Source organism: Micromonospora sp. NPDC047812 (genome assembly GCF_040704175.1).
Taxonomy (GTDB): domain Bacteria; phylum Actinomycetota; class Actinomycetes; order Mycobacteriales; family Micromonosporaceae; genus Micromonospora.
In genome coordinates this window covers 1-24252 of record NZ_JBEYRY010000016.1, presented here as the reverse complement: position 1 = coordinate 24252, position 24252 = coordinate 1, and the positions used below count along the sequence as shown (strand labels likewise).

Annotated in this window: 21 protein-coding genes and 1 rRNA gene; 3 read left to right on the top strand and 19 right to left on the bottom strand. The window is 75.2% G+C overall.

Annotation, left to right across the window (positions count from 1 at the left end; genetic code table 11):
- Positions 1-25: 25 nt before the first annotated feature.
- The 3 genes from AB0883_RS29600 to ald form a co-directional block, all read right to left on the bottom strand.
- Complete coding sequence (locus AB0883_RS29600) at positions 26-949, bottom strand: AAA family ATPase (RefSeq protein WP_121397670.1); 924 nt, start codon at positions 947-949, stop codon at positions 26-28.
- A 321-nt stretch (positions 950-1270) separates the two neighbouring features.
- The gene (locus tag AB0883_RS29595; protein WP_366644600.1) at positions 1271-2263 is read right to left on the bottom strand and encodes a site-specific tyrosine recombinase XerD; all 993 of its coding nucleotides are present in this window, start codon (positions 2261-2263) and stop codon (positions 1271-1273) included.
- Positions 2264-2274: 11 nt separating this feature from the next.
- Entirely contained in the window at positions 2275-3390 is a 1116-nt protein-coding gene (gene ald / locus AB0883_RS29590; RefSeq protein ID WP_366644565.1) for an alanine dehydrogenase, read from the bottom strand.
- 225 nt (positions 3391-3615) lie between these two features.
- On the opposite strand from ald, the gene AB0883_RS29585 reads away from it, so the two are divergent.
- Positions 3616-3957, top strand: a complete 342-nt coding sequence (locus AB0883_RS29585; RefSeq protein WP_366644599.1) for a TM2 domain-containing protein — start codon at positions 3616-3618, stop codon at positions 3955-3957.
- Between the two features lie 68 nt (positions 3958-4025).
- On the opposite strand, the gene AB0883_RS29580 is transcribed toward AB0883_RS29585, so the two are convergent.
- From AB0883_RS29580 to AB0883_RS29520, 13 genes are all read right to left on the bottom strand, one after another.
- Positions 4026-4631 (bottom strand): NUDIX hydrolase, encoded by a 606-nt coding sequence (locus AB0883_RS29580; protein WP_121399198.1) that lies wholly within the window; start codon positions 4629-4631, stop codon positions 4026-4028.
- Positions 4628-6379 (bottom strand): CTP synthase, encoded by a 1752-nt coding sequence (locus tag AB0883_RS29575; protein WP_366644564.1) that lies wholly within the window; start codon positions 6377-6379, stop codon positions 4628-4630. The genes AB0883_RS29580 and AB0883_RS29575 overlap by 4 nt, the downstream gene beginning before the upstream one ends.
- A 151-nt stretch (positions 6380-6530) precedes the next feature.
- Positions 6531-8921: a hypothetical protein gene (locus AB0883_RS29570; protein WP_366644563.1), complete on the bottom strand. Its 2391-nt coding sequence runs from the start codon at positions 8919-8921 to the stop codon at positions 6531-6533.
- The gene (locus tag AB0883_RS29565; protein WP_366644562.1) at positions 8921-10087 is read right to left on the bottom strand and encodes a glycosyltransferase family 4 protein; all 1167 of its coding nucleotides are present in this window, start codon (positions 10085-10087) and stop codon (positions 8921-8923) included. Before AB0883_RS29565 ends, AB0883_RS29570 begins: the two co-directional genes overlap by 1 nt.
- Positions 10088-10142: 55 nt before the next feature.
- Positions 10143-11843, bottom strand: a complete 1701-nt coding sequence (locus AB0883_RS29560; protein WP_366644561.1) for a lipid II flippase MurJ — start codon at positions 11841-11843, stop codon at positions 10143-10145.
- 1 nt (position 11844) lies between these two features.
- The gene (locus AB0883_RS29555) at positions 11845-12711 is read right to left on the bottom strand and encodes a hypothetical protein (RefSeq protein ID WP_366644560.1); all 867 of its coding nucleotides are present in this window, start codon (positions 12709-12711) and stop codon (positions 11845-11847) included.
- Positions 12712-12772: 61 nt separating this feature from the next.
- On the bottom strand, positions 12773-13711 hold the full coding sequence (locus AB0883_RS29550; RefSeq protein ID WP_366644559.1) for a copper transporter: 939 nt from the start codon (positions 13709-13711) through the stop codon (positions 12773-12775).
- 27 nt (positions 13712-13738) lie between these two features.
- Positions 13739-14917, bottom strand: a complete 1179-nt coding sequence (gene steA / locus AB0883_RS29545; RefSeq protein ID WP_121397662.1) for a putative cytokinetic ring protein SteA — start codon at positions 14915-14917, stop codon at positions 13739-13741.
- Positions 14918-15036: 119 nt separating this feature from the next.
- Positions 15037-16794: a DNA repair protein RecN gene (gene recN, locus AB0883_RS29540; RefSeq protein WP_366644558.1), complete on the bottom strand. Its 1758-nt coding sequence runs from the start codon at positions 16792-16794 to the stop codon at positions 15037-15039.
- Positions 16795-16920: 126 nt separating this feature from the next.
- Complete coding sequence (locus tag AB0883_RS29535; RefSeq protein WP_366644557.1) at positions 16921-17805, bottom strand: NAD kinase; 885 nt, start codon at positions 17803-17805, stop codon at positions 16921-16923.
- A 64-nt stretch (positions 17806-17869) separates the two neighbouring features.
- Positions 17870-18730, bottom strand: a complete 861-nt coding sequence (locus AB0883_RS29530) for a TlyA family RNA methyltransferase (protein WP_366644556.1) — start codon at positions 18728-18730, stop codon at positions 17870-17872.
- A 22-nt stretch (positions 18731-18752) separates the two neighbouring features.
- Positions 18753-19058, bottom strand: coding sequence for a hypothetical protein (locus AB0883_RS29525; protein WP_366644603.1), 306 nt, complete (start codon positions 19056-19058; stop codon positions 18753-18755).
- Between the two features lie 28 nt (positions 19059-19086).
- Positions 19087-19692: a hypothetical protein gene (locus AB0883_RS29520; protein WP_366644555.1), complete on the bottom strand. Its 606-nt coding sequence runs from the start codon at positions 19690-19692 to the stop codon at positions 19087-19089.
- Positions 19693-19805: 113 nt separating this feature from the next.
- Between AB0883_RS29520 and AB0883_RS29515 the strand changes: the two genes are divergently transcribed.
- Positions 19806-20144 carry an SCP2 sterol-binding domain-containing protein gene (locus AB0883_RS29515; RefSeq protein ID WP_121399196.1) on the top strand — a complete coding sequence of 113 codons (339 nt, stop codon included), beginning with the start codon at positions 19806-19808 and terminating at the stop codon, positions 20142-20144.
- Between the two features lie 66 nt (positions 20145-20210).
- On the opposite strand, the gene AB0883_RS29510 is transcribed toward AB0883_RS29515, so the two are convergent.
- Together AB0883_RS29510 and AB0883_RS29505 are read right to left on the bottom strand one after the other, a co-directional pair.
- Positions 20211-21227 (bottom strand): HAD-IIA family hydrolase, encoded by a 1017-nt coding sequence (locus AB0883_RS29510; RefSeq protein WP_366644554.1) that lies wholly within the window; start codon positions 21225-21227, stop codon positions 20211-20213.
- Positions 21224-22264 carry a Replicase polyprotein 1ab gene (locus AB0883_RS29505; protein WP_366644598.1) on the bottom strand — a complete coding sequence of 347 codons (1041 nt, stop codon included), beginning with the start codon at positions 22262-22264 and terminating at the stop codon, positions 21224-21226. The genes AB0883_RS29510 and AB0883_RS29505 overlap by 4 nt, the downstream gene beginning before the upstream one ends.
- On the opposite strand from AB0883_RS29505, the gene AB0883_RS29500 reads away from it, so the two are divergent.
- On the top strand, positions 22229-24067 hold the full coding sequence (locus tag AB0883_RS29500; RefSeq protein WP_366644602.1) for a hypothetical protein: 1839 nt from the start codon (positions 22229-22231) through the stop codon (positions 24065-24067). The genes AB0883_RS29505 and AB0883_RS29500 overlap by 36 nt on opposite strands.
- Positions 24068-24159: 92 nt before the next feature.
- Here the strand turns inward: AB0883_RS29500 and rrf are convergent.
- Positions 24160-24252, bottom strand: a 5S ribosomal RNA gene (rrf, locus tag AB0883_RS29495); the annotation flags it as partial.

The following is a 24252-nucleotide window of genomic DNA, read 5'->3' as shown; positions in this document are numbered from 1 at the left end:
GCTCGGCGCGAAGGTGCATCCCGGTCTACCGCTCGGCCTGGGCGGCGATCACCTCGCGGGCCAGCTGACGGTAGTTGCGGGCACCGGACGAGGCCGGGTCGAGCGTGGTGATCGGGGCACCGGCGACGGTGGACTCGGGGAACTTGACGGTCTTGGTGATCACCGTCTGGTAGACCTTGTCGCCGAACGCCTCCACCACCCGCTGGAGCACCTGCCGGCAGTGGGTGGTGCGGCTGTCGTACATGGTCGCGAGGATGCCCTCGAGCTCCAGGTCGAAGTTGAGCCGCTCGCGCACCTTGTCGATGGTGTCGAGCAGCAGGGCCACCCCGCGCAGGCTGAAGAACTCGCACTCCAGCGGGATGAGCACGCCGTGCGCCACGGTCAGCGCGTTGATCGCCAGCAGGCCCAGCGAGGGCTGGCAGTCGATCAGGATGTAGTCGTACTCCTTGCGGACCGAGCGGAGCACGCGGGCCAGGGCCATCTCCCGGGCGACCTCGTTGACCAGCTGGATCTCGGCCGCGGAGAGGTCGATGTTGGCCGGCAGCAGGTGCAGCCCCGCCACGTCGGTCTTGATCAGGACGTCCTCGGCGGTGACGTCGTCCTGCATGAGCAGGTTGTAGACCGACAGGTCGAGGTTGTGCGGGTTGACCCCCAGCCCGACCGAGAGGGCGCCCTGCGGGTCGAAGTCGACAAGCAGCACCTTGCGGCCGTACTCGGCCAGCGCGGCGCCCAGGTTGATGGTCGTGGTGGTCTTGCCCACGCCACCCTTCTGGTTGGCCATCGCGATGATCCGGGCCGGGCCGTGCCGGTCGGTCGGCATCGGCTCGGGAATCGGCTTACGCATCGTGTATGCCGCCGGATCCGCCGGACCGAGATCCGCCCCGAGCGTGGCCTGCTGCTCGCGGAGCTCCGACGTCCAGGTCTCGGCACGGTCACCGTTGCCAGCCATGTGCTCGTTGCCCCCTCCCGACGACCACCCGGCGTCGGAGCCGTCCGACGTCCTTCGCGGCGCCGCTGCGCACCCCGGTCCGCATCACCATCGCCCCCAGGAGGTCCGCGCCGATGCCGACTGTACGCCACCGCCCGGCGGGCCGGTCGCACCCGCTCGGCGTGTCGCCGCCCCGCCGACCAGGCCAGCCGTCGGCGGCGTACACCGCGCACCGCCCCGGGCACCCGTCGCGCCGCGCGAACCGGCCGGCGGCCACCGGAGCGGACGGGCGTCCGGCCGCCCCGGCGGCCGGCCCCTCGCCCGGGCGGCGGCAGTGCGGGGTCAACCCCGCGCCCGGGGATGGGCGGTGGCGTACACCTCGCGCAGCCGCTCGACCGTGACCAGGGTGTAGACCTGGGTGGTGGTCACCGAGGCGTGGCCGAGCAGTTCCTGCACCACCCGTACGTCCGCGCCGCCGTCGAGCAGGTGGGTGGCGTAGGAGTGGCGCAGGGTGTGCGGGGAGACCGCCTCCGGGCCGTCCACCGGCAGCCCGGCCCGCTCGGCGGCGCGACGCAGGATCGTCCACGCGCCCTGCCGGGTCAGCGCGCCGCCCCGGGCGTTGAGGAAGACCGCCGGGGTGCCCCGGCCGGCGGCGGCGAGCCCGGGCCGGGCCCGCACCAGCCAGGCCCGCACCGCCTCGACGGCGTACCCCCCGATCGGGACGAGCCGGGTGCGGCCGCCCTTGCCGCGCAGCAGCACGGTGCCCTCGTCGACGTCCAGGTCGTCCACGGCGGCGCCGACCGCCTCGGAGATCCGCGCCCCGGTGCCGTACAGGAACTCCAGCAGCGCCCGGTCGCGCAGCGCGAGCGGCGCCTGATCGCCGGCGGCGGTCACCGACCCCGCGGTCTCCAGCAGCCGCACCACGGCGTCGACCGGCAGCGCGCGGGGCAGCCGGCGTGGCGGCGTGGGCGGGCGGACTTCCCGGCTCGGGTCGGCGCCGGCCAGCCCCTCGCGCAGCGCGAACCGGTGCAGGCCGCGCACCGCGCTGGCCGCCCGCGCGGCGGAGGAGACCGCGAGCGGCGGGTGCTCCTCGTCGCCGGCGCGCAGCCGGGCCAGGTGCGCCTCGACCTGCCCCGGGCCGACGGCGGCCAGGTCCGCGACCCCGGCCGCCGCCAGGGTGGCCAGGTAGCGCTCCAGGTCCCGACGGTACGACGAGAGCGTGTTCGCCGACAGTCCCCGTTCGACGGTGAGGTGGTCGAGGTAGCCGCGCACGGCACGACGCAGGGCCGGCGCGGGCTCCACGCCCGCGCCGGCCCCGTCCGGTGTGCCGGTCAGCCCGCCACCCCTCAGGCCAGCGCGTCGGCCAGCGCGAGGCTCGCCATGCCGTGCGCCTCGGCGACCGGGCCGTAGGTGACCTGCCCGTCGTGGGTGTTCAGGCCCAGCGCCAGCGCCGGGTCGCGACGCAGCGCCTCGCGCCAGCCGTGGTTGGCCAGCTCCAGCGCGTACGGCAGGGTGACGTTGGTCAGCGCGTAGGTGCTGGTGTGCGGCACCGCGCCCGGCATGTTCGCCACGCAGTAGAAGATCGAGTCGTGCACCTGGTAGGTCGGCTCGGCGTGGGTGGTGGGACGCGAGTCCTCGAAACAGCCGCCCTGGTCGATGGAGATGTCGACCAGCACGCTGCCCGGCTTCATCCGGGAGACCAGCTCGTTGGAGATCAGGGTCGGGGCCTTCGCGCCGGGCACCAGCACCGCGCCGATGACGAGGTCCGCGTCCAGCACGGCCCGCTCGATCTCGTACGCGTTGGAGGCGACCGTCTGCAGGTGGCCTCGGTAGATGGCGTCGGCCTGGCGCAGCCGGGCCACGTTCTTGTCGAGCAGCAGCACCTCGGCCTGGAGGCCGAGCGCGATCGCGGCGGCGTTCATGCCGGAGACGCCGGCGCCGATGACCACGGTCTTCGCGGCGTAGACGCCGGAGACGCCGCCCATCAGGATGCCGCGCCCGCCGCCCTGCCGCTGGAGGTGGTAGGCGCCCACCTGCGGGGCGAGGCGACCGGCCACCTCGGACATCGGGGCGAGCAGCGGCAGCGACCGGTCGGGCAGCTCGACGGTCTCGTACGCGATGCCGGTGACCTTGCGGTCGACCAGCGCGTCCGTGCAGGCCTTCGAGGCGGCCAGGTGCAGGTAGGTGAAGAGCACCTGCCCCTCGCGCATCCGGTGGTACTCCTCGGCGATCGGCTCCTTGACCTTGAGCACCAGCTCGGCGGTCTCCCACACCTCGTCGGCGGTGGCCAGGATCTTGGCCCCGGCGGCGGCGAACTCGTCGTCGCCGATGCTGGACCCGACGCCGGCGCCGGACTCGACGAAGACCTGGTGACCGCCGCGGACGAACTCGTTGACGCCCGCCGGCGTGATCGCCACGCGGTACTCGTGGTTCTTGACCTCGCGGGGGATTCCGACCTTCACGATGCAGACACCTCTCTTCGGGGCTGCGCTCCCCCGACTGCGCGGTGCCACGACGGCCCCTTTGCCGCCGCGGTCCACCGGTCCCGCCGGCGGCAGTCTAGGCGCGTCGCCGCCCCCGATGAGGCAGCACAGTGACATCCGGTGCCCGCACCCGCTGACGATGTGTCAGGCGTGAACCGGGCGGCGGTGGGACCCGCACCTCAGCCGTCAGGACAGTGTTCATCCATTATCGTCCCACTCTTCGGGTGCCGCTGCGGACAGGAGACGAGTGGATCACTAGGGTGTCGCCTCATGACCACACCTCCTTACCAGCCCGGCTTCCCCAACCAGCCCGGGTACCCGTCGGGTGTCTCCGACAAGAGCAAGGTCGTCGCGGGCGTCCTGCAGATCGTGCTGGGCACCTTCGGCATCGGCCGTTTCTACATGGGCGACACCAAGACCGGCGTCATCCAGCTCATCGTGTCCCTCGTGACGTGCGGCATCGGCGGCCTCTGGGGCTTCATCGACGGCATCCTGATCCTGATCAACGGTGGCGTCGACGGGCAGGGCCGGCCGCTGCGCGACTGACCCACCCGGAACGACGAAAGGGGCCGTGCGGACGTACCGCACGGCCCCTTCACGTTCTCTTCCCCGGCTCAGCCCGGCAGGGGCGCGTCGGCCCGGCGCAGCGCCGACCAGCCGGTGTCGCGGGCCCGGGCGGCGGCGAGCAGCCCGGTCACGCAGGAGGCGTTGGTGATCTCGCCGGCGAGGACCATACCGACCGCCTCGTCCAGGTCGATGCGGACGACCTGGAGGTCGGCCTCCTCCTCGCGCCGCTCGTGCCGCTGCTCCGCCGGCACGTCGGCCAGGTCCCGGGCCAGGAAGACCCGGACCAGCTCGTTGGTGAAGCCCGGCGAGCTGTGCAGGTCCACCAGGACGTCGATCCGCCCGGCGGTCAGGTCGACCTCCTCGGCCAGTTCCCGGACCGCGGCGGCGGCCAGGTCCTCGCCGGAGACGTCGGTCAGCCCGGCGGGCAGCTCCCACAGGTGCCGCCCGACCGGGTGCCGGTACTGGCGGATCAGCACCACCTGACCGGCGGCGTCGAGCGCCACCACGGCGACCGCGCCGACGTGCCGGACGAAGTCGCGGACCCCCGTCCCGCCGCCCGGCATGGTCACCTCCTCGCTGACCACGTCGAAGATCCTGCCCCGGTAGCGTTCGGTGCGGGAACGCACCTCGTAGCGGTGCTCGACGGCACTCACGAGGCCGACGTCGCCTTCGCGGCGGCGCCGCCGTTGCGGGCGGCGTTCTGCGCCGCCGCGCTCTCGGCGGCGTCCAGGTCGACCGGGAGCTGGTCGGCCTCCGAGTAGGTCACCGCCGCCTTCACGAAGGAGGCGAACAGCGGGTGCGGCCGGGTCGGCCGGCTCTTCAGCTCCGGGTGCGCCTGGGTGGCGACGAAGAACGGGTGCAGGCCGCGGTCCAGCTCGATGAACTCGACCAGCCGCCCGTCCGGCGAGGTGCCGGAGATGTGCAGGCCCGCCTTGGCCAGCGCGTCACGGTAGGCGTTGTTCACCTCGTACCGGTGCCGGTGCCGCTCGCTGACCTCGGTGCTGCCGTACGCCTCGGCGACCAGCGAGCCCTCGGCGAGCGCCGCCGGGTACGCCCCCAGCCGCATGGTGCCGCCCAGGTCGCCCCTGCCGGCCACGATGTCCTCCTGGTCGGCCATGGTGGCGATGACCGGGTGCGCGGCCTCCTCGTCGAACTCCAGCGAGTTGGCGCCCTCCAGGCCGGCCAGGTGCCGGGCCACGTCGATGGTCATGCACTGCAGACCGAGGCAGAGGCCGAGCAGCGGGATGCCGTTCTCCCGGGCGTACCGGGCGGTGCCGATCTTGCCCTCGATGCCGCGCACCCCGAAGCCGCCCGGGATGACGATGCCGTCCACGCCGGCCAGGGCGGCCGCCGCGCCGGACGGGGTGACGCACTCGTCGCTGGGCACCCAGCGCAGCTGCACGCGGGCCCGGTGGCCGAAGCCGGCGGCCCGGATCGCCTCGCTCACCGACAGGTACGCGTCGGGCAGGTCGACGTACTTGCCGACCACGGCGACGGTGACGGTGTGCCGGGGCTGGTGCACCCGGTCCAGCAGGTCGTCCCAGCTGGTCCAGTCCACGTCGCGGAAGGAGAGGCCGAGCCGGCGCACCACGTACGCGTCGAGGCCCTCGCGGTGCAGCACCTTCGGGATGTCGTAGATGCTCGGCGCGTCCGGGGCGGCGGTGACGGCCTCGCGGTCGACGTCGCAGTAGAGCGACAGCTTCTGCTTGACCTTGTCGGGGATCTCCCGGTCGCAGCGCAGCACCAGCGCGTCGGGCTGGATGCCGATGCTGCGCAGCTGGGCCACCGAGTGCTGGGTCGGCTTCGTCTTCAGCTCGCCCGACGGCGCCAGGTAGGGCACCAGAGAGACGTGCAGGTAGAAGCAGTTGTCCCGGCCGAGGTCGTGGCGGACCTGGCGGATCGACTCCAGGAACGGCAGCGACTCGATGTCGCCGACGGTGCCGCCGACCTCGGTGATCACCACGTCCGGCACCTGGCCGTCGTCGTCCGGGTCGGCCATCGCCAGGATCCGCGACTTGATCTCGTTGGTGATGTGCGGGATGACCTGGACGGTGTCGCCCAGGTACTCGCCGCGCCGCTCCTTGGCGATCACCTCCGAGTAGATCTGGCCGGTGGTGACGTTCGCCTTGCCGGAGAGCGCCCGGTCCAGGAACCGCTCGTAGTGCCCGACGTCGAGGTCGGTCTCGGCGCCGTCCTCGGTGACGAAGACCTCGCCGTGCTGGAACGGGTTCATCGTCCCCGGGTCGACGTTGAGGTAGGGGTCGAGCTTCTGCATGACCACGCGCAGACCGCGCGCGGTGAGCAGGTTGCCGAGGCTGGAGGCGGTGAGGCCCTTACCCAGCGAGGAGGCGACTCCCCCGGTGACGAAAATGTGCCTGGTCGTCCGTGCTGAAGGGGCCAAGGCCTGCTCCCGTGTCGTCCGTCGCGGTCGTGCAGACCGCCGTGCCGATCAGCCAAGTGATCACGCGATCCACGGGATTCCACGGTAACACCTCTGTCGGCCCGCCCGCCCGGCGCACCCGCAGCGGGCTGCGGGGCGTGCCGCCCCCGACTCAGGTGGCGGTGACCTCGATCGATGCCCGACCGGCCGGCGCGCGCTCCCCCGCGCCGGTCCCGGCCGTCGGCCCGGACGCCCCGGTAGCCGGGCCCGGGGCGCGCGGTGCCGGGGGCGCCGGCGCCGCGGCCGGTCCCGCGCCCGCATCCGCGGTACGGGCGGCGCCCGGCCCCGCACCGGTCGGTGCCGGCCGGTCCGGGCCGTCGCCGTCCGGCCCTCCGCCGGCGTCACCGCCCGAGCCGTCGCCCGTACCGCCGGACCCCTCGTCGCGCGGGCGGCCCGCGTCGGGCAGCGTGCGGTCGGTGGAGTGGTCGAGCACCCGCAGCGCGGCCAGCGCCGCCATCGGCACCACCAGGGCCGCGGCCGCGCCGGCCACGTCCAGGGCATCGCCGCCCAGCACCCCGCCGATCACCGCGGCGACGGCGGTGCCGGCCATCGCCGCCCGCATCGCCGGATAGATGCCGAACAGCCGCATCAGCCCACCCCACGGCTGGAGCAGGGCGAACCAGACCAGCAGGGCACCGGCCAGGGCCAGCACCGTCAGCGGGCTGTTGACCAGGGTCTCGAAGTTGGCCGTGCTGGAGCGGTGCACGGTGAGCCCGCCGGTGCCGTCGCCGACGGCGGCCAGGAACCGGCCGAGGCTGCCCCGCTCGGCGGCGGGCCGGCGCAGGTCGAGCACCGCGAAGCCGATGGTGAGCGCGAGCCCGGCCATGGTGGCCCAGGCCAGCCTGCTGATCGTCAGCCAGCCACCGGCGCTGATCGCCGCGGCGACGCTCAGCCCGGCGGTCAGCGCGATCGCGCCGATCGGGTCGGACCCCAGGTACGGGCTGCCGACGACCAGCACGGCGGCGCCGCCGACGGCCACCATCACGGGCGGCCGCCAGGACCGGCGGACCCGCTGGGCCAGCCACCCCGCGCTCAGCAGGGAGCCGGCCAGGAACACCCCGAGCCCGACGGTGCCCAGCCCGGCGTACCGGCCGCCCTCCAGGGCGGAGTAGCCGACCACCCCGTTGAGCTGGAGGCGGGCGCCGGTGAGCACGTCCAGTCCCACGGCCACCGTGGTCAGGCCGGCCACCGCGCCGAGCGGGCCGAGGGTGCTCGCGTGCCCCGGCGCGAGCCGCACCACGGCGGTCGCGGCGACCAGCAGCAGCACGGTCACCCCGGCGAAGTAGACGCCCGCGTGGTCCCCGCGCCACCAGGGCACGGCGTCGGCCAGCAGGGCGGCCGGGACGGCGAGGGCCGCCGCGATCAGCAGCAGCTCCACGACCGCCACCACCCGCCGCGAGACCGGCTCCGGGCCGTACGGGCCGGCGTGCCGGCGGGCCCGGCGCAGCAGCGGCAGCACCGCCACGGCCAGCAGCACCTGGGCGCCGGCCAGCAGGGTGAAGAACCAGTCGGCCACCCGGCGCTGGGCGGCCGCCTCCCGGTCGGCGTCCGCCGGCGCGGCGATCGCGGCGGCGAGGTCCGCCGGCCGCCCGCCGACCGACTCGGCCGGCCGGCCGAGGAAGAGCCGCTCCGGCATCGGCCGGCCCAGCGCGGTGAGCGCGGTCGGCGCGAGGTCGACCAGTTGCAGGTAGCCCTCGCGGCCGGTGCTGGCCGAGGTGAGCCACCCGCGTTCCCAGCCCGGCCCGTCGGCGACGGCGACGTGCAGCCGGGACGGGGCGTCGGTGTCGGAGACCCCGGCGACGATCACCAGCGAGCGGGGCGGCCGGGCGGCCAGCACCCGGGCCAGGCGGGCGTCCGCCTCGCGCGCGACCGCGGCCCGGGCCGCCGGATCCTCGCCGGTGACCGTGCCGAGGTCGACGATGCTCAGCACGCAGGAGCCGAGCAGGCCCGCCGGGTCCGCCGGGAGCGCCGGCGCGTACCGGTCGACGCGGCCGAACGGTCGGGCGGCGGCCACGGCCGCGCCGGGCCCGACCGCCACCGAGCAGCGCACCGACTCCGACAGCGCGCCGGGCACCGTGCCCCAGGGCAGCCGCTCCTGGTTGTGCAGGACGACGCTCTCCTGGTCGGGCAGGTTCGCCCCGATGCCGTCGGGCTGCTCGACCGTCACCTGGGCCGGTGGACAGCCCCCGGCCTGGCGGCTGCCGTTCCAGGCGGCGTAGCTGCCGGCCCCGAGGGTCAGCCAACCGTCCACCGGGCAGGTCGGCCGGTGCGCGGAACGGACCGACAGGGAGCCGATCGAGCCGTCCCGGGCCATCCGCCACAACGTCGGCGTGCTCTGCGGGTCGACGTCGTCCCAGCGCAGCCCGGCGACCCCGACCAGCACCACGAAGTCGGCGGTGCGCCCGGGGGGCGCCGCCTCCCGTTCGGGGCGGGCGGTCAGCGCGGTGATGCCCAGCGCCACCACGACCAGGGTCAGCAGGATCGGGGCGATTCTGCGCCGCATCACCGGCGTCCCGTCGACGGGGCGTCCGCGCCGGGAGCGGCCGGCCCGGCGCCGTGCGGGGCCAGTTCGGCGTAGAGCGCCGCCAGCTGGGCCAGGGTGTCCGCCTCGCTGGGCCAGGTGGCGGCCCGGGCGGCGCCGCGCCGCCCCAGCTCGGCCCGCCCGGCCTCGTCGTCGAGCAGGGCGCGCACGGCCGCGTCGACGGCGTCCACGTCCGCCGGCGGCACCAGCACCGCGGCGTCGCCGACCAGCTCCGGCAGGCCGCCGACCGCCGTCGCCACCAGCGGTACGCCGGCCCGCATCGCCTCCTGCGCGAAGAGCTGGCGGGCCTCCCAGTCGCTGGTCACCACCGCCAGGTCGGCCCCGGCGAGCAGGTCGGCCACGTCGGTGCGGTGCCCGAGCAGGGTCACCGGGGCCCTGGCTGCGGAGATCCGGGCGGCCAACGGCAGGTACGCCGGACCGCTGCCGGCGATCACCACGACCGGCGCCGGGGCCCTGGTACGCCACCGGGCGGCCGCGTCGACCAGCACGTCGTACCGCTTCTGCGGGTGCAGCCGGCCCACGGAGAGGATCAGTGGCCGGTCCTGGCCGACGCCGAACTCGGCGCGGACGGCGGCCCGGCGGCGGCGCGGCGCGGGCAGTGCCGGCGCGGCGACCGGGGCGAGCCGGGCGTCCACCGCGCCCAGCGCGGTGGCCCGCTCGACCAGGTCGGTGGAGGCGCCGAGCGCCACCCGGGCGCCCCGGGCGACGACCCGCTCGACGAGGCGGGACACGCCACCGCGCAGGCCGCCGGCGAGCACCGCGTTGTGCCAGGTGACCACGAGCGGGGCGGTCGGGCGGGCGAGCACCGCGACGAGCCCGGCGCGCAGGCCGTGGGCGTGCAGCACGTCGACCGGTTCCGCGGCGAGGGCCCGGCGCAGCGCGGTGACCGCGCGGGCGTCGGCCGGGGTCGGGCTGGCCGGGATCTCCACCGGCAGGAACCGGGCGCCGACGCCCGTGAAGTCGAACTGCTCCTGGGTCGCGGCGGGGCCGCAGACCAGGACGGAGGCGCCCGCGGCGGTCAGGCCCCCGGCCAGCGAGCGGACGTGCTGCCCGACGCCACCGGTGCTGGAGGCGAGCAGCAGGGCCACCGTGCCGCGCCAGCCGGGAAACGGTGCCGGCTGCGTCACCGCGACCACCCCCGTTCGTCGGTAGTCGTCGGCCGGTCACCCGTCCTGCACCCGCTCACCGGGACACCGTCTCCTTCCCGCCACCCCGTTCCGGGGGGATGTCGCCCTCGCCCGTCCCATCGGCGGGGGCCGCCGGCCCACGCCGGCCCGCCCTGCCCAGCCGCCGGAGCACCCCGGCGAGCAGCGGCGTCACGTCCCGCCGGTCGACCAGCCAGACGACGGCGAGGAACACGACGCCGACCAGGACTCCGGACAGCATGCCCTGCACGAGTGCGCCCGGTGTCGTCGGGGTGCCGCCGGCGGCCGCGTCGAGCCAGCGGGCGACGGCCGTTCCGGTGAGCGCGGCCACGGCCCCGGCAAGCAGTCCGGCGGCGCCGGCCCGGCCCGCTCCGGCGAGCGCGGGGCGCCCGGCCGAGCGCAGCACCGCGACGAGCAGCAGCCCGCCGAGCAACACCATCCCGACCGAGTTGGCCAGGGCGACCGCGAGCACCCGGTCCGCCACCGGCAGGAGGACCGCCAGCGGCACCGCCACCACCGGCACCGCCAGCCAACCGGCGGTGATCGCGAAGGTCGCCGGACGGGTGTCGCCCCGTGCGTAGAGGGCGCGGGAGAGCACCGCGAAGAGGCCGTAACCGAGCAGGCCGGGGGCGAAACCGACGATGGCCGCGGCGGTGGAGCCCGGGTCGCCCGGGTAGAAGAACGCGGCGACCGGCGCGGCCGTGCCGACCAGTGCCGCCGCGCCGAGGCAACTGAACAGCAGCACCCCGCGCACGGTCGAGGAGAGCGTGCGCCGGTAGTCCTCGTCCCGCCCCGCCGCGGCGGCGGTCGCCAGCGTCGGGTACGCCGCCACCGCCAGGGGCACCGCCAGCACCGCCCAGGGCAGCAGGTACATGGTCTGGGCCAGGTTGAACACCTGCGGCGAACCGGTCGGGCCGCCGGAGACGCGGTTGAGCAGCACCAGCAGCGCGAGCTGCTGCGCGGTGACGGTGACGGCCCCGGCCATCGCCAGCCCGCCCACCCGCGCCCGGGCGTCGGGCGGGAACGCGTAGCCGGGGCGCGGCCGCAGGCCCAACCGGCGCAGCGGGATCAGCAGCGACAGTGACAGCACCACCACGCCCAGCGTGGTGCCGGCGGACAGGATCAGCTCACTGCCGCGGCTCACCTGTGCCACGCTCGCGCCGCGTCCCTCGGCGCCGCCGAAGGCGAGGTAGACCACGATCACGGTGAGGCTCGACAGCAGCGGCGCGATCACCGGCCAGGCGAAGCGGCGGTGCGCCTGGAGCACCCCGGTGAGCACGATGCCGACGCCGTAGAGCGGCAACTGCGGGGCGAAGACCCGCAGCATCCGCGCCCCGGCCGCCAGCTCGGCCTCGGGGCGCCCCTCGCTGAGCAGCGACACGATCGGGCCGGCCGCCACCGCGACCAGGACGGCCAGCGGCACCAGCAGGGTCACCGTCCAGGTGAGCAGGGCCCCGGTGGTGGCGGACACCGCGCGCCGGTCGCCGGCCGCGACCGGCCCGGCCAGCAGCGGTACGACCAGGCTCGCCAACGCGCCACCGGCCACGATCTCGAAGATGATGTTCGGCGCGGTGTTGGCGATGACGTACATGCCGCCGAGGTCGCTCTTCTGCACGACCCAGGTGAAGACGGCGGTGCGGCCGAAGCCGGCGAGCCGGCTGAGGACGGTGAGTACGGCGATGAGCGCGGCCGCTCCGGCGACACGGCCGGCGCCGGCGAGGGGTGCCGGGGTCGTCACGTCAGTCGGCGCGCCGGCCCAGTGCGTCGAGCTCGCGCAGCCCGGGGGTGCGCTGGATGACCTGGGTGAAGCTGACCTTCTCGCTGGCCGCGGTGAGGCCGGCGAGCACGGCGAGCAGCCCGGCCCGCCCGAGAGGCCCGGTACGCGCGGCGAGCGCCACACCGAGCAGCGCGCCGAGCGCGTTCGCGCCGCTGTCGCCGAGCATCACGTCCTCGCCGAGGTCGGCGGGGAGCAGTCCGGCGGCGGCGCCGACGGCACCGGCGGCGATCCCGCCGTGCGGGCCGCCGGTCAGCGGGGCGCCGAGCAGGAGGCCGGACTTCAGCGCCCGGCCGGGCCGCAGGTCCAGCAGGTTGAGCAGGTTCGCCGTGCCGGCGATGACACCGGCGCCGAGCAGCACGTCGACGCCCCGGCCCAGCGGGCCCTGCCGCTGGCGGCGCCGGTGCGCGGCGACCCGGGGGTCGGCGGCGAGCAGCGCGGCGGCGCCGAGGCCCGCGGCCCCCACCCCGACGACCTTGACCATTCCGGCGGTGACCCGGCCCTCGCGCAGCGCGGCCAGGTGCCCGGCGAAGCCCTTGGCCGCCTTCTGCTCCGGCCGGGCGCCGACCACGTCGTCGTAGAGGCCGACCGCCCCGGCGCCCACCCCGGCGACCAGGGCCGCGGCTCCGGACGGGCCGCTGGAGGCACCGAACGCGCCCGTCGCGGCGGCGCCGGCCGCGAGTGCGGGGCCGGCGGCCAGGGTCACCGTGCGACCGCGGAAGTTGGTCCGGTCGAGCGCGGGCCCGGCCGGTGAGGTGCGCACCTCGCGCAGCGCGTACCGGGCGGCGGCGGCGCCCGCGCCGGCGATCAGCAGTCGACCGAGCAGGCTCACGCGCGTCCCTCCCGCCGTACGTGCGAGGACAGTGATCCGGACACCGGGGTAAGTCGTTCGCTCACTGGGGCAGTCTAGGCAGCAGGGTGGCGTTGTCGGCGACACCGTACTGACCGGCCTTCTTCTCGGTGACCTGTTGCACCAGCGCGAGGGCGGTGACCAGCTGGCCCTGGACGGTGTTGGCGTTGTCGACGGTCGAGATGGTCTGCACCAGCACGGGGTCGCTCCGGACGGCGGCCACCAGGTTGCCCCCGGCCGAGCCGTTGCCGCCGACGACGATCGTTCCGGCCTGGTCGAGCTGCTCGGCGACCATGAGCACCGACTCGTCCTTCTTCGCCGAGTCCTTGTCCACGTACGGCTGCCCGCTGACCAGCACGACGGCCTCCGCCGACGCGGTGACCGGCTTCTCGGTGGTCAGGTAGTTGGCGTTGTTGTAGGCGGCGAGCACCGCCCGCCGGTCGGCCTCGCTGACCGGGGTCGCGCCGGGCGCCCGGTCGAGCAGCACGCTGGCCAGCAGGGCGGTCGACGTCTCCACCCCGTGCCCGTTGCCGGGCAGCCCGGCGGTCGGTGCGCTCGTGGGGCGCGCCGCGGTGACCGCCAGCTCCAGCAGGTTGTTGTTGTTGTCCGGGTTGATGAACTTGTCCTGCAGATCGATGCGACCGGTCACCTGGGCCCCCGCGAGCTGGAGCATCTTGACCACGCCCTCGGTGTGGTCGCGCCCGGTGGGCAGGCTGACGACCAGCACGCGCTTGCCGGTGAGTTTGCCGGGCAACAACAGCTCCGCCGTCTGGGCCGCGAACTCCTCCTCGAGCTCCAGCTCCTTCTCCATGTTCTGGACCGCCTGGCGCATCAGCTGGTTGTCCTTGCGCAGCCCGTTGACGTTCTCCTTGAGCGAGTCGGCCACCGGGCCGTTCAGGGCGGCGGTGCCGACCACCAGGCCGATCGCCAGCGCGAGGAAGACCGCGGTCAGGGACACCACGTGGTACCGGAAATTGATCACACCTGCAGCCTCTTGATCGGTGGGACGCTAGAAAAGCTGTTCAAGCTGGAACACGAAATTGTTCCACCACTCGGAGACCACGCCCAAATACGCCTTGCCGACGGTGGAGACCGCCACCGCCGAGGCCATCGCCGCGATCGCGGAGAGCACCAGCAGCAGCAGTGACGACCCGGAGATGCTCTGCCGGTAGAGCCGGCTCACGCCCTTGGCGTCGACCAGCTTGCCGCCGACCTTGAGCCGGGTCAGGAACGTGGAGGCCATCCCGCCGCGCCCCTTGTCGAGGAACTCGACGAGGGTGGCGTGGGTGCCGACGGCGACCAGCAGCGAGGCGCCCTTCTCGTCGGCCAGCAGCATGGCCAGGTCCTCACTCGTCGCCGCCGCGGGGAAGGTCACCGCGGGGACGCCGAGGCCGTTGACCCGGGCCAGACCGGGGGCCCGGCCGTCCGGGTAGGCGTGCACGATCACCTCGGCGCCGCAGCGCAGTACGTCGTCGGTGACCGAGTCCATGTCGCCGATGATCATGTCCGGCGTGTAGCCGGCCTCCACCAGCGCGTCGGCGCCGCCGTCGACACCGATCAGGACCGGCTTGAACTCGCGGATGTAGGGGCGCAGCACGTCCAGGTCGGCCTTGTAGTCGTAGCCGCGCACCACGATCAGGCAGTGCCGCCCCTGCATCTCCGTCTGGATCTCGGGCACGCCGACGCCGTCGAGGAGCAGGTCGCGCTCCTGGCGCAGATAGTCCATCGTGTTGGCGGCGAACGCCTCCAACTGCACAGACAGCCCCTCTCGGGCGTCGGCCATCGACTTGGCCACCGTCTCGGCGTCCTGGAGGCTGCCGTGCGCCACCGGCTCGTCGCCGAGGAAGACGGTGTTGCCCTCGATCCGGACGGTGTCGCCCTCGCGGATCCGCTCGAAGACCCCCTCCCCCAGGTCGTCCAGGAGCGGGATGCCGGCGGCGACCAGCACCTCGGGCCCCAGGTTGGGGTAGCGGCCGGAGACCGACGGCTTCGCGTTGAGCACGGCGCCGACACCGACGGCGACGAGCGAGTCGGCGGCGACACGGTCGAGATCGACGTGGTCGATGACCGCGATGTCACCGGGGCGGAGCCGGCCGACCAGGCGTTTCGTCCGGCGGTCGAGGCGTGCGGTGCCGAGGATCCTGCCCGGTTCCGCGTTCCGGGTCCGGCGCAACGTGGGTAGACGCATCGTGACCATCCTGGCATGTGAGGCAGGCAATTCTGTCGCGACATGCCTGAGCAGGGCCGCCTACCCAGGGAAGCACACTAACGCGCAGGCCGGTGTGCCTGTGCTCACAATCGCCGGCCTCACGGGCGCCTTTCGCGGGCCGCCACGGCGAGAAGCTCCTCGGCGTGGGCGATACCCAGGTCGGAGTCGGGCAAACCCGCGAGCATGCGGGCGAGTTCCCGGGCGCGCTCGGTGTCCTCCACCACCCGGACCCCGCTCGTGGTGACCGCCCCGCCCGTGTCCTTCGCCACCACCAGGTGCCGGTCGGCGAAGGCGGCCACCTGCGGCAGGTGGGTGACGACCAGCACCTGGTGGCTGCGCGCCAGCCGGGCCAGCCGCCGGCCGATCTCCACCGCGGCCTGGCCGCCGACCCCGGCGTCGACCTCGTCGAAGACCAGCGTGGGCGGACCGCCCGAGCCGGCGAAGACCACCTCGATGGCGAGCATCACCCGGGACAGTTCGCCGCCGGAGGCGCCGCGCTGCAACGGCAGCGAGGGCGCGCCCGGATGGGCGAGCAGCCGCAGCTCGACCTCGTCGCCGCCGTCCGCGCCGACGCCGACCTCGGTGCCGTTGACCGTCAGGGTCGGCTCGGTGCGGCCGGCCGCGCGGGGCAGCACCGCCACCTCGATCCGGGCGTGCGGCATGGCCAGCCCGGCCAGCTCCACGGTGACCTGCTCGGCGAAGCGGGTCGCCGCCTCCTGCCGCGACGTCGACACCCGGCCGGCCAGGTCGGCCACCTCACCGGCCAGCCGGGAGGCCTCCCGGTCCAGCTCCTCCAGCAGGTCGTCGGAGGTGTCCAGGTCGGACAGCCGGGTGCGGGCGTGCTCGGCCCAGGCGATCACCCCGTCGACGTCGTCGGCGTACTTGCGGGTGAGCGCGCGCAGCGCCGCCCGCCGCTCGTAGACGGTCTGCAACCGGGCCGGGTCGGCGTCCAGCGCGGCGAGGTAGGCCGACAGCTCGGCGGAGACGTCCGTGACGAGGGTCGCCGCCTCCTCCAGCCGCCCCGCCAGCTCACCCAGCGCCGGGTCCGTGCCGGCCTGCGCCTCCAGGGTGCGGCGGGCGGTGCCGAGCAACGCCGCCGCGTCCGGGGTCTCGTCGGTCGCCTCCACGCCACCGGCCACGCACTGGTGGGCCACCTGCGCCGCGGTGCGCAGCCCCTCGGCGTGCTCCAGCCGCTGCGCCTCCGCCTTCAGCTCGTCGTCCTCGCCGGGCTGCGGGTCCACCCGGGTGATCTCGTCGAGGCCGAGCCGCAGCAGGTCCGCCTCCTGGTTGCGCTCGCGGGCGTTGCGCCGCCGGTCGGTCAGGTCGTCGACCACCGCGCGCCAGCGGGCGTACGCCTCACGCAGCGCGTCGAGCAGCTTCTCGTGCTCCGGCCCGGCGAAGCGGTCCAGCGCGGCCCGCTGCTCGGCCGGCCGCAGCAGCCGCAACTGGTCGGACTGGCCGTGCACGGCCACCGCCTGCTCGCCCACCTCGCCGAGCATCGACACCGGCATGCTCCGGCCGCCCAGGTGCGCCCGGGAGCGGCCCTCCACCGTGACGGTGCGGCTCAGCAGCACCGAGCCGTCCTCGTCGGGCTCGCCGCCCGCGTCGGTGATCCGCGCGTGCACGGTGGCGGCGACGCGGCCCTCGAGCCGCAGCCGGCCCTCGACCACCGCCCGGCCCGGCTGGGCGCGCACCCGCCCGGCGTCGGCGCGCCCGCCGAAGAGCAGGCCGAGGCCGGTGACCACCATGGTCTTGCCCGCACCGGTCTCGCCGGTGATGACGTTCATGCCGCCGGTCAACGGCAGCGTGGTGTCCTCGATGACGCCCAGTCCGGTGATGCGCAGCTCTTCCAGCACAGCACCCGACAGTAGACGCGGCCCCCGACACTTGACCAGCCGGCGTGGCCGCGCCGGTGCGTCCGTCCGCCGACACCCCGCCGGGGCGGCCCGGGTGCGGTCCGTCGGCGCCGCCCGGCCCCCGGGTCACCGGCGGTTGCCGCGCCAGCCGTGCACGGGCAGGTCGAACTTCGCCACCAGCCGGTCGGTGAACGGGCGGTCCCGCAGCCGTACGACGCGCACCGGCAGCGCGCCACGCCGCACGGTGACCCGCGCCCCGGGCGGCAGGTCGTAGACCCGCCGGCCGTCGCAGGACATCACGGCGAGGGTGGTGAACGGGTCCACCGTGATGGCGAACGTGGAGGTGGGCGCGGTGACCAGCGGCCGGCTGAACAGCGCGTGCGCGCTGATCGGCACCAGCAGCAGGGCCTCCACCTCCGGCCAGACCACCGGCCCGCCGCCGGAGAACGCGTACGCCGTCGAGCCGGTGGGGGTCGCGCAGACCACGCCGTCGCAGCCGTAGCGCGACAGCGGGCGACCGTCCACGTCGACGAGCAGCTCCAGCATCTGGGCGCGCTCGCCCTTCTCGACGCTGATCTCGTTGAGCGCCCAGGACTCGATGGTCGGGCCGCCGTCGAACTCGGCGGTCACGTCGAGGGTGAGCCGCTCGTCGACGGTGTAGTTGCGCTCGACCACGTCGCGTACCGCGCTGTCCAGGTCGTCGATCTCGGCCTCGGCGAGGAAGCCGACCTTGCCGAGGTTGATGCCGATCAGCGGCACCTTCGCCGGGCGGGCCAGTTCCGCCGCCCGCAGGAAGGTGCCGTCCCCGCCGAGCGCGAAGACGATCTCGGCGCCCTCGGCCGCCTCCAGGCCGGTCATCGGCACCACCCCGGGCAGGTCGAGGTCGTCGGCCTCCTCGGCCACCACCCGCACCTCGAAGCCGGCCGAGATCAGGTCGGCGGCGACGGCGCGGGCGTGCTCGGTGCTGCGCCGGCGACCGGTGTGCGTCACCAGCAGGGCCGTGCGGCTCACCGGGACGGCCGTCCCGTCACGCCCGCGCGCGGCACGCCCGCGACCGCGGGGCTCGCCAGCTCGCTCACCCGGCCACCTCCTCCGTCGCCGCGTCCGGCCGGTCGCCGGACGGGACCGGACCACCCGGCCCGGCCGTCACCACCGCGCGCACCCGCTCCGGGTCGGCCGGCGGTGCGCCCCGGCGTAACCATACGAAGAACTCGACGTTGCCGCTCGGCCCCGGCAGCGGACTCGCGGCCACGTCGGCCAGGCCGAGGTCGAGCCGGGCCGCCGCGGCGGCCACGTCGAGCACGGCCTCCGCGCGCAGCGCCGGGTCCCGGACCACCCCGCCGGCGCCCACCCGCTCCCTGCCGACCTCGAACTGCGGCTTCACCATCAGCGCCAGGTCACCGTCGGGCCGGGTGCAGCCGGCCAGCGCCGGCAGCACCAGCCGCAGGGAGATGAACGACAGGTCGGCGACCGTGAGGTCGACCGGGCCGTCGACGACCTCCGGCGTCAGCGTACGGACGTTGGTGCGCTCGAAGACCCGCACCCGGGGATCGTTGCGCAGCGGCCACGCGAGCTGCCCGTAGCCGACGTCGACCGCGACCACCTCGGCCGCGTCGGCGCGCAGCAGCACGTCGGTGAAGCCACCGGTGGAGGCGCCCGCGTCCAGGCACCGCCGGCCGGCCACCGTCAGCCCGCCCGGGGCGAAGGCGGCCAACGCGCCGGCCAGCTTGTGCCCGCCCCGGGAGACGTACTCCGCGCTGGGGTCCTCGCCGGTGACCAGGAGCGGATCGGCGGGGTCGACCATCGCGGCGGGCTTGCGGGCCGGTACGCCGCGCAACTGGACCCGGCCGGCCTCCACCAGCGCGGCGGCCTGTTCCCGGGACCGGGCCAGCCCGCGGCGGACGAGTTCGGCGTCCAGCCGGTTACGACGTGCCATGCGTGGTTCTTCTCCGGTCGGGTCAGGTCTGGTCGATGGTGGCGAGGGTTTCCCGCAGCGTCTCGTACGCCGCCTCGTACTGCGCGATCTGGTCGGCCGGGGCGAGCGTCGCGGCGTTGGCCATCGCCCGTACGGCGGCGTCCACCGCGGGATGCCGGTCCTCGCCGAGGTCCTCGACGGACTCCGGCAGCGACGCACCGGGGCGCGGGCCCGGCCGGGCACCGGGCGGCGGGCCGGGGCGGAAGGCGCCGGTCGCCGGGCCGTGGCCGGCACCCGGCGGGCCGGGGCGGGCGCCTGGCGGCGGGCCGGGCCGGAAGGGGTCGCTCACGATCCGCTCCCGGCGAGGGCCGGGCGCGTCACGCCTCGCCCTCCGGCGGCCGCTTGCGGGCCGGTGCCTTCTTCGCCGGCCGGACCGGCTCGGCGGCGCCCTCGGTCGGGGCGAGGGCCGACGGCGTCCGCTTGGCCACCGCCTTCTTCGCGACCGCCTTCTTGGCCAGCGCCTTCTTCGCGACGGCCGGCCTCGCCACCGGGGCGGGGGCCGCCGAGGTCGGTACGGCCGGCTCGGCGGCGCCCGGGGCGGGCGACGGCCCGGCACCGGCGGGCACCGGGTGCGCCGGCTCCGCGCTGCCGGCGGGTACGGGCGGCGGGGCGCCGAGGGTCGCCCTGGCGTCCCGGAGCTGACGCTCCAGTTCGTGCACCCGTCGGGTCAGCTCGGCGACCTCGTCGGCGGTGGCGAGCCCCACCGCGCCGAGGGCCCGGTCCACTTCGAACCGCACCAGCTTGGTCAGCGCCTCACGGTTGGCCGCGCCCGTGGAGACCAGCTCCTCGGCGAGGGTCTGCAGCTGGGCGGCGGTCGCCCCGCCCGAGCCGACGACCCGGCGAACCGCGTCCTGGGCCTTCTTCCGGGGCGCCTCCGTCAGGCCCATGGCCAGCTCGAGGTAGGCGCGCCACGCGTCCTGCATGCCTGATTCCTTCCGCGGGGCGGGGGTGTGCAGGTGCCACGCTACCGGGCACCTCGCGACGCCCTGTGCGGTACGGTGCCGGGGACGGCGTGGCGAGCGGTGAGGGGGCGATCGTGGCCAGCGTGGACGAATGCCGGCAGGCGTTGCGGGATCTGGCGGCCCGGCTGGACCGCAACGCGGAGACGGTGCGGGAGAAGGTCGACTTCGACCGGACGCTGGCCTGCCGGATCACCGACCTGGAGACGGCCTTCCACGGCCGGCTCTCCGGCGGCCGCCTGGTCGACCTGGCCGACGGCGACGACCCGAAGGCCAAGATCGCGCTGAGCACCAGCAGCGACGACCTGCTCGCGCTGGTCCGCGGCGAACTCGACATCACCCGCGCGGTCACGTCCCGACGGGTCTCGATCAAGGCCAACCCGCTCGACCTGATGAAGCTGCGCAAGCTGCTCTGAGGTCACCGGTGCGGGCGGTCCCGCCGACGCGCGCAGCGCTTTTCCGGCCGGTGGCGCCGGGGGCCGTCAGCCGGACAGGCCGAGTTCGGCCAGTGCCTTCTCCGCCTCGATTGAGCCGGGACGGATCCGCGCCGGCCGCGTCGACCAGGCGGCCGCGCAGAGCGCCGCGAGGGCGTCCAGCGGGCGGCCCGACCCGGACAGCTCCAGCGCGTCGTCCCGCGAGGCCACCGACCATCCGCCGGCGTCCGCCGGGCCCGGGACCCGCACCACGGCCGCCGGGTCGAAGAGCCCCGCCAGGTCCATCGAGACGTACGTCGGCCTGCGGTGCGCCGGGGCGGCGAGCAGCTCGGCCGCGTCACTCACGCCGGTGAGCACCAGCAGGCTGTCCAGGCCGGCCCGCCGGGCGCCCTCGATGTCGGTGTCCAGCCGGTCGCCGACCAGCAGCGTCCGGCCCTCGCCGGCACGGCGGGCCGCCGTGGTGAACAGCGCCGGCTCGGGCTTGCCGACGACGACGTCGGGATCGCGGTTGAGCGCGGTGCGCAGCACGGCGACCAGGGCGCCGTTGCCCGGCAGTGGTCCGCGACCGCTGGGCAGGGCCGGGTCGGTGTTGGTGGCGACCCAGGTCGCGCCGCCGCGTACGGCCACCGACGCCTCGGCCAGGTCCGCCCAGCAGACCTGCGGGCCGAACCCCTGCACCACCGCGACCGGCGACTCGTCGGCCCGCGACACCGGGGTAAGCCCGACCGCGCGCACCTCGGCCCGCAGCGCCTCGGTGCCGACGACCAGCACCGGGGCGCCGGCGGGAAGCTGGTCGCGAAGCAGTTCGGCGGCGGCCGCCGCGGAGGTGAGCACCTCCTCGGGCCGGGCGGGCACGCCCATCCCGGTGAGAAGGTCGGCCACCTCGCTGGAGCGGCGCGAGGCGTTGTTGGTCGCGTACGCCACCGACCGGCCCTCGGCGTGCAGCCGACCGACCGCCTCGACCGCACCGGGGACCGGCCGGTCGATCAGGTAGATCACGCCGTCCAGGTCGAAGACGACCAGGGCGTACCCGTCGACCAGCCGTTCCCCGGCACCCGTCGTCATTGCCGCGCGGTCTCCGACTCGCCGGAGGCGGTGGGCTCGCCACCGCCGGTGGCGGTCCCGCTGTCGTCGCCGGGGGTCCCGGCGGCGACGGCGCCCGCCTCGTCGTCGGTCAGCTCGTCGTCGGCCAGGTCGTCCGTCGGCACCGCCGCAACCGCGGCCTCATCCTGCTCGTCCTCGCCCTCGTCGTCCTCGTCGTCGTCCTCGTCGTCGTCCTCGAGGTCCTCGTCGTCGTCCTCGCCTTCGAGGTCCTCGTCGTCTTCGTCAGCGTCGACGTCGACGTCCTCGTCCTCGTCCTCGTCTTCGTCTTCGTCTTCGTCTTCGTCGACGGTCGGCTCCGTGTCGCCGGCGAGGTCGGCGTCCGGTCGGGCCGGCACCGCACCCGGGGCGCCGGGGCCGGCGGCGACCGCCTCGGCGGACTCCTCGTCCTCCTCGTCGCCCTCGATCACCACACCGTCGAGTTCCAGCAGCCGCTCGGCGGCGTCGGTCTCGCCCTCGGTGTCGACGTCGGCGGCCCGGGAGAACCACTCGCGGGCCTCGTCGCGACGACCGACCGCGAGCAGCGCGTCGGCGTACGCGTACCGCAGCCGGGCCGTCCAGGGCTCGGCCGTCTCGGCCGTCAGCTCGGGAACCTGGAGCATGGCCACGGCGGCGTCCTTCTGGCCCAGGTCGCCGCGCGCCCCGGCCGCCACGATCAGCAGCTCGGTCGCCACGGCCTGGTCCAGCTTCTCCCGGTCCGCGCCACGGAACAGGTCGATCGCCCGCTCGGGCCGGCCCAGCGCCCGCTCGCAGTCCGCGAGCACCGCCAGGTGGCTCTGCAGCCCGCTCATCCGGTGGTACGTACGCAGCTCCGCGATCGCGGTCTGCCACTCCCCCGCGTGGTACGCGGCCAGGCCGACCGCCTCGCGGACGGCAGCGATCCGCGACGCCAGCCGACGGGCCGCCAGCGCGTGCGCCAGCGCCTCGGCCGGGTCCTCGTCGATCAGCTGACCCGTCGCCACCAGGTGCCGGGCGACCGTCTCGGCGACCGGCTTCGCCAGCGAGAGCAGCTCGGCCCGGACGTCCTTGTCGAGGTCGGTCGCGACGATCTCGTCGGGCAGCGCGGGGGCCGCCGTACGCTCCCCCTCCGCCGCCGGACGCTCCCGTCGCTCGTCGCGACGTTCTCCGCCCCGGTAGCCGCCCTCACGACGGTCATCCTGCCGTTCTCCGCCCCGGTAGCCGCCCTCGCGGTCACCGCTCCGGTAGCCACCCGGACGGTCGCCACCTTCGCGACGGTCGCCACCGCGGTAACCGCCCTCGCGGTCACCGCCACGGTAACCACCCGGACGGTCGCCACCCTCGCGACGGTACCCGCCCTGGCGGTCGCCGCCCTCGCGGCGATCCCCACCACGGAAGCCACCCTCGCGGTCACCCCCACGGAAGCCGCCCGGGCGGTCGCCACCCTCGCGGCGGAAGCCACCCTCACGCGGCGGGCCCGAACGGAAACCACCCTCACGACGGTCACCACCACGGAAGCCACCCGGACGATCGCCACCCTCACGACGGTCACCACCGCGGTAACCGCCCTCGCGGTCACCACCACGGAAGCCACCCGGACGATCGCCACCCTCACGACGGTCACCACCGCGGAAACCGCCCTCGCGGTCACCACCACGGAAACCACCCGGACGATCGCCACCCTCACGACGGTCACCACCGCGGAAACCACCGTCTCGGTCACCACCACGGAAGCCACCCGGACGGTCGCCGCCTTCACGACGCTCGCCACCGCGGAAGCCGCCCTCGCGGTCACCACCACGGAAGCCACCCGGGCGGTCGCCACCCTCGCGGCGGAAGCCACCCTCACGCGGCGGGCCCGAACGGAAACCACCCTCACGACGCTCGCCGCCACGGAAGCCGCCTTCGCGGTCACCGCCCTCGCGACGCTCACCGCCACGGAAGCCGCCCTCACGCGGCGGGCCCGAGCGGAAACCACCCTCACGGCGATCGCCACCGCGGAAACCGCCCTCGCGGTCACCACCACGGAAACCACCCGGACGATCGCCACCCTCGCGACGCTCGCCGCCGCGGTAGCCACCCTCGCGACGCTCGCCGCCGCGGAAACCGCCCTCGCGGTCACCGCCACGGAAGCCACCCGGGCGGTCGCCACCCTCGCGGCGGAAGCCACCCTCACGCGGCGGACCCGAACGGAAACCACCCTCACGACGCTCGCCGCCACGGAAGCCGCCCTCGCGGTCACCGCCACGGAAGCCGCCCGGACGATCGCCACCCTCACGACGGTCACCGCCACGGAAGCCGCCCTCGCGGTCACCGCCACGGAAGCCGCCCGGACGGTCACCGCCCTCGCGACGCTCACCGCCACGGAAGCCACCCTCACGCGGCGGACCCGAACGGAAACCACCCTCACGACGCTCGCCACCGCGGAAACCACCGTCGCGGTCACCGCCACGGAAACCGCCCGGACGATCGCCACCCTCACGACGGTCACCGCCGCGGTAGCCGCCGGATCGCTCGTCACCGTCCCGACGGAAGCCACCTTCGCGGCGGTCTCCGCCCCGGAAGCCCTCACGGTCGCCGCGGAAGCCGCCCTGGCGGTCGCCGGCGTCGCGACGAGGGGCGCCACCAGCGCGGGAGTCGCCGTCACGCGGACCGGACCGGAAGCCGCCCTCTCGGCGGTCGCCACCACGGGAGTCGCCGTCACGACGGTTGCCGCCGGCGTACCCGCCGCGCTGGCCGCCCCGGTCCTCCCGGTACGGGGGCCGGTCGTCCCGGCGCGGTGCTCCCTCGCGCCCACCCGAACGGTCTTCGTAGCGACGGGGACGATCTCCGCCCTGCGATCCTGAACTCACAGGTACATCCTTCCTCATTGCGTCACCCACGACGCTAACGCAGTCGAGGGCCGACCCGGATGGGGCGGCCCTCGACTGGAAAAGTTGTCCGGCGGTGTCCTACTCTCCCACACCCTCCCGAGTGCAGTACCATCGGCGCTGGAGGGCTTAGCTTCCGGGTTCGGAATGTAACCGGGCGT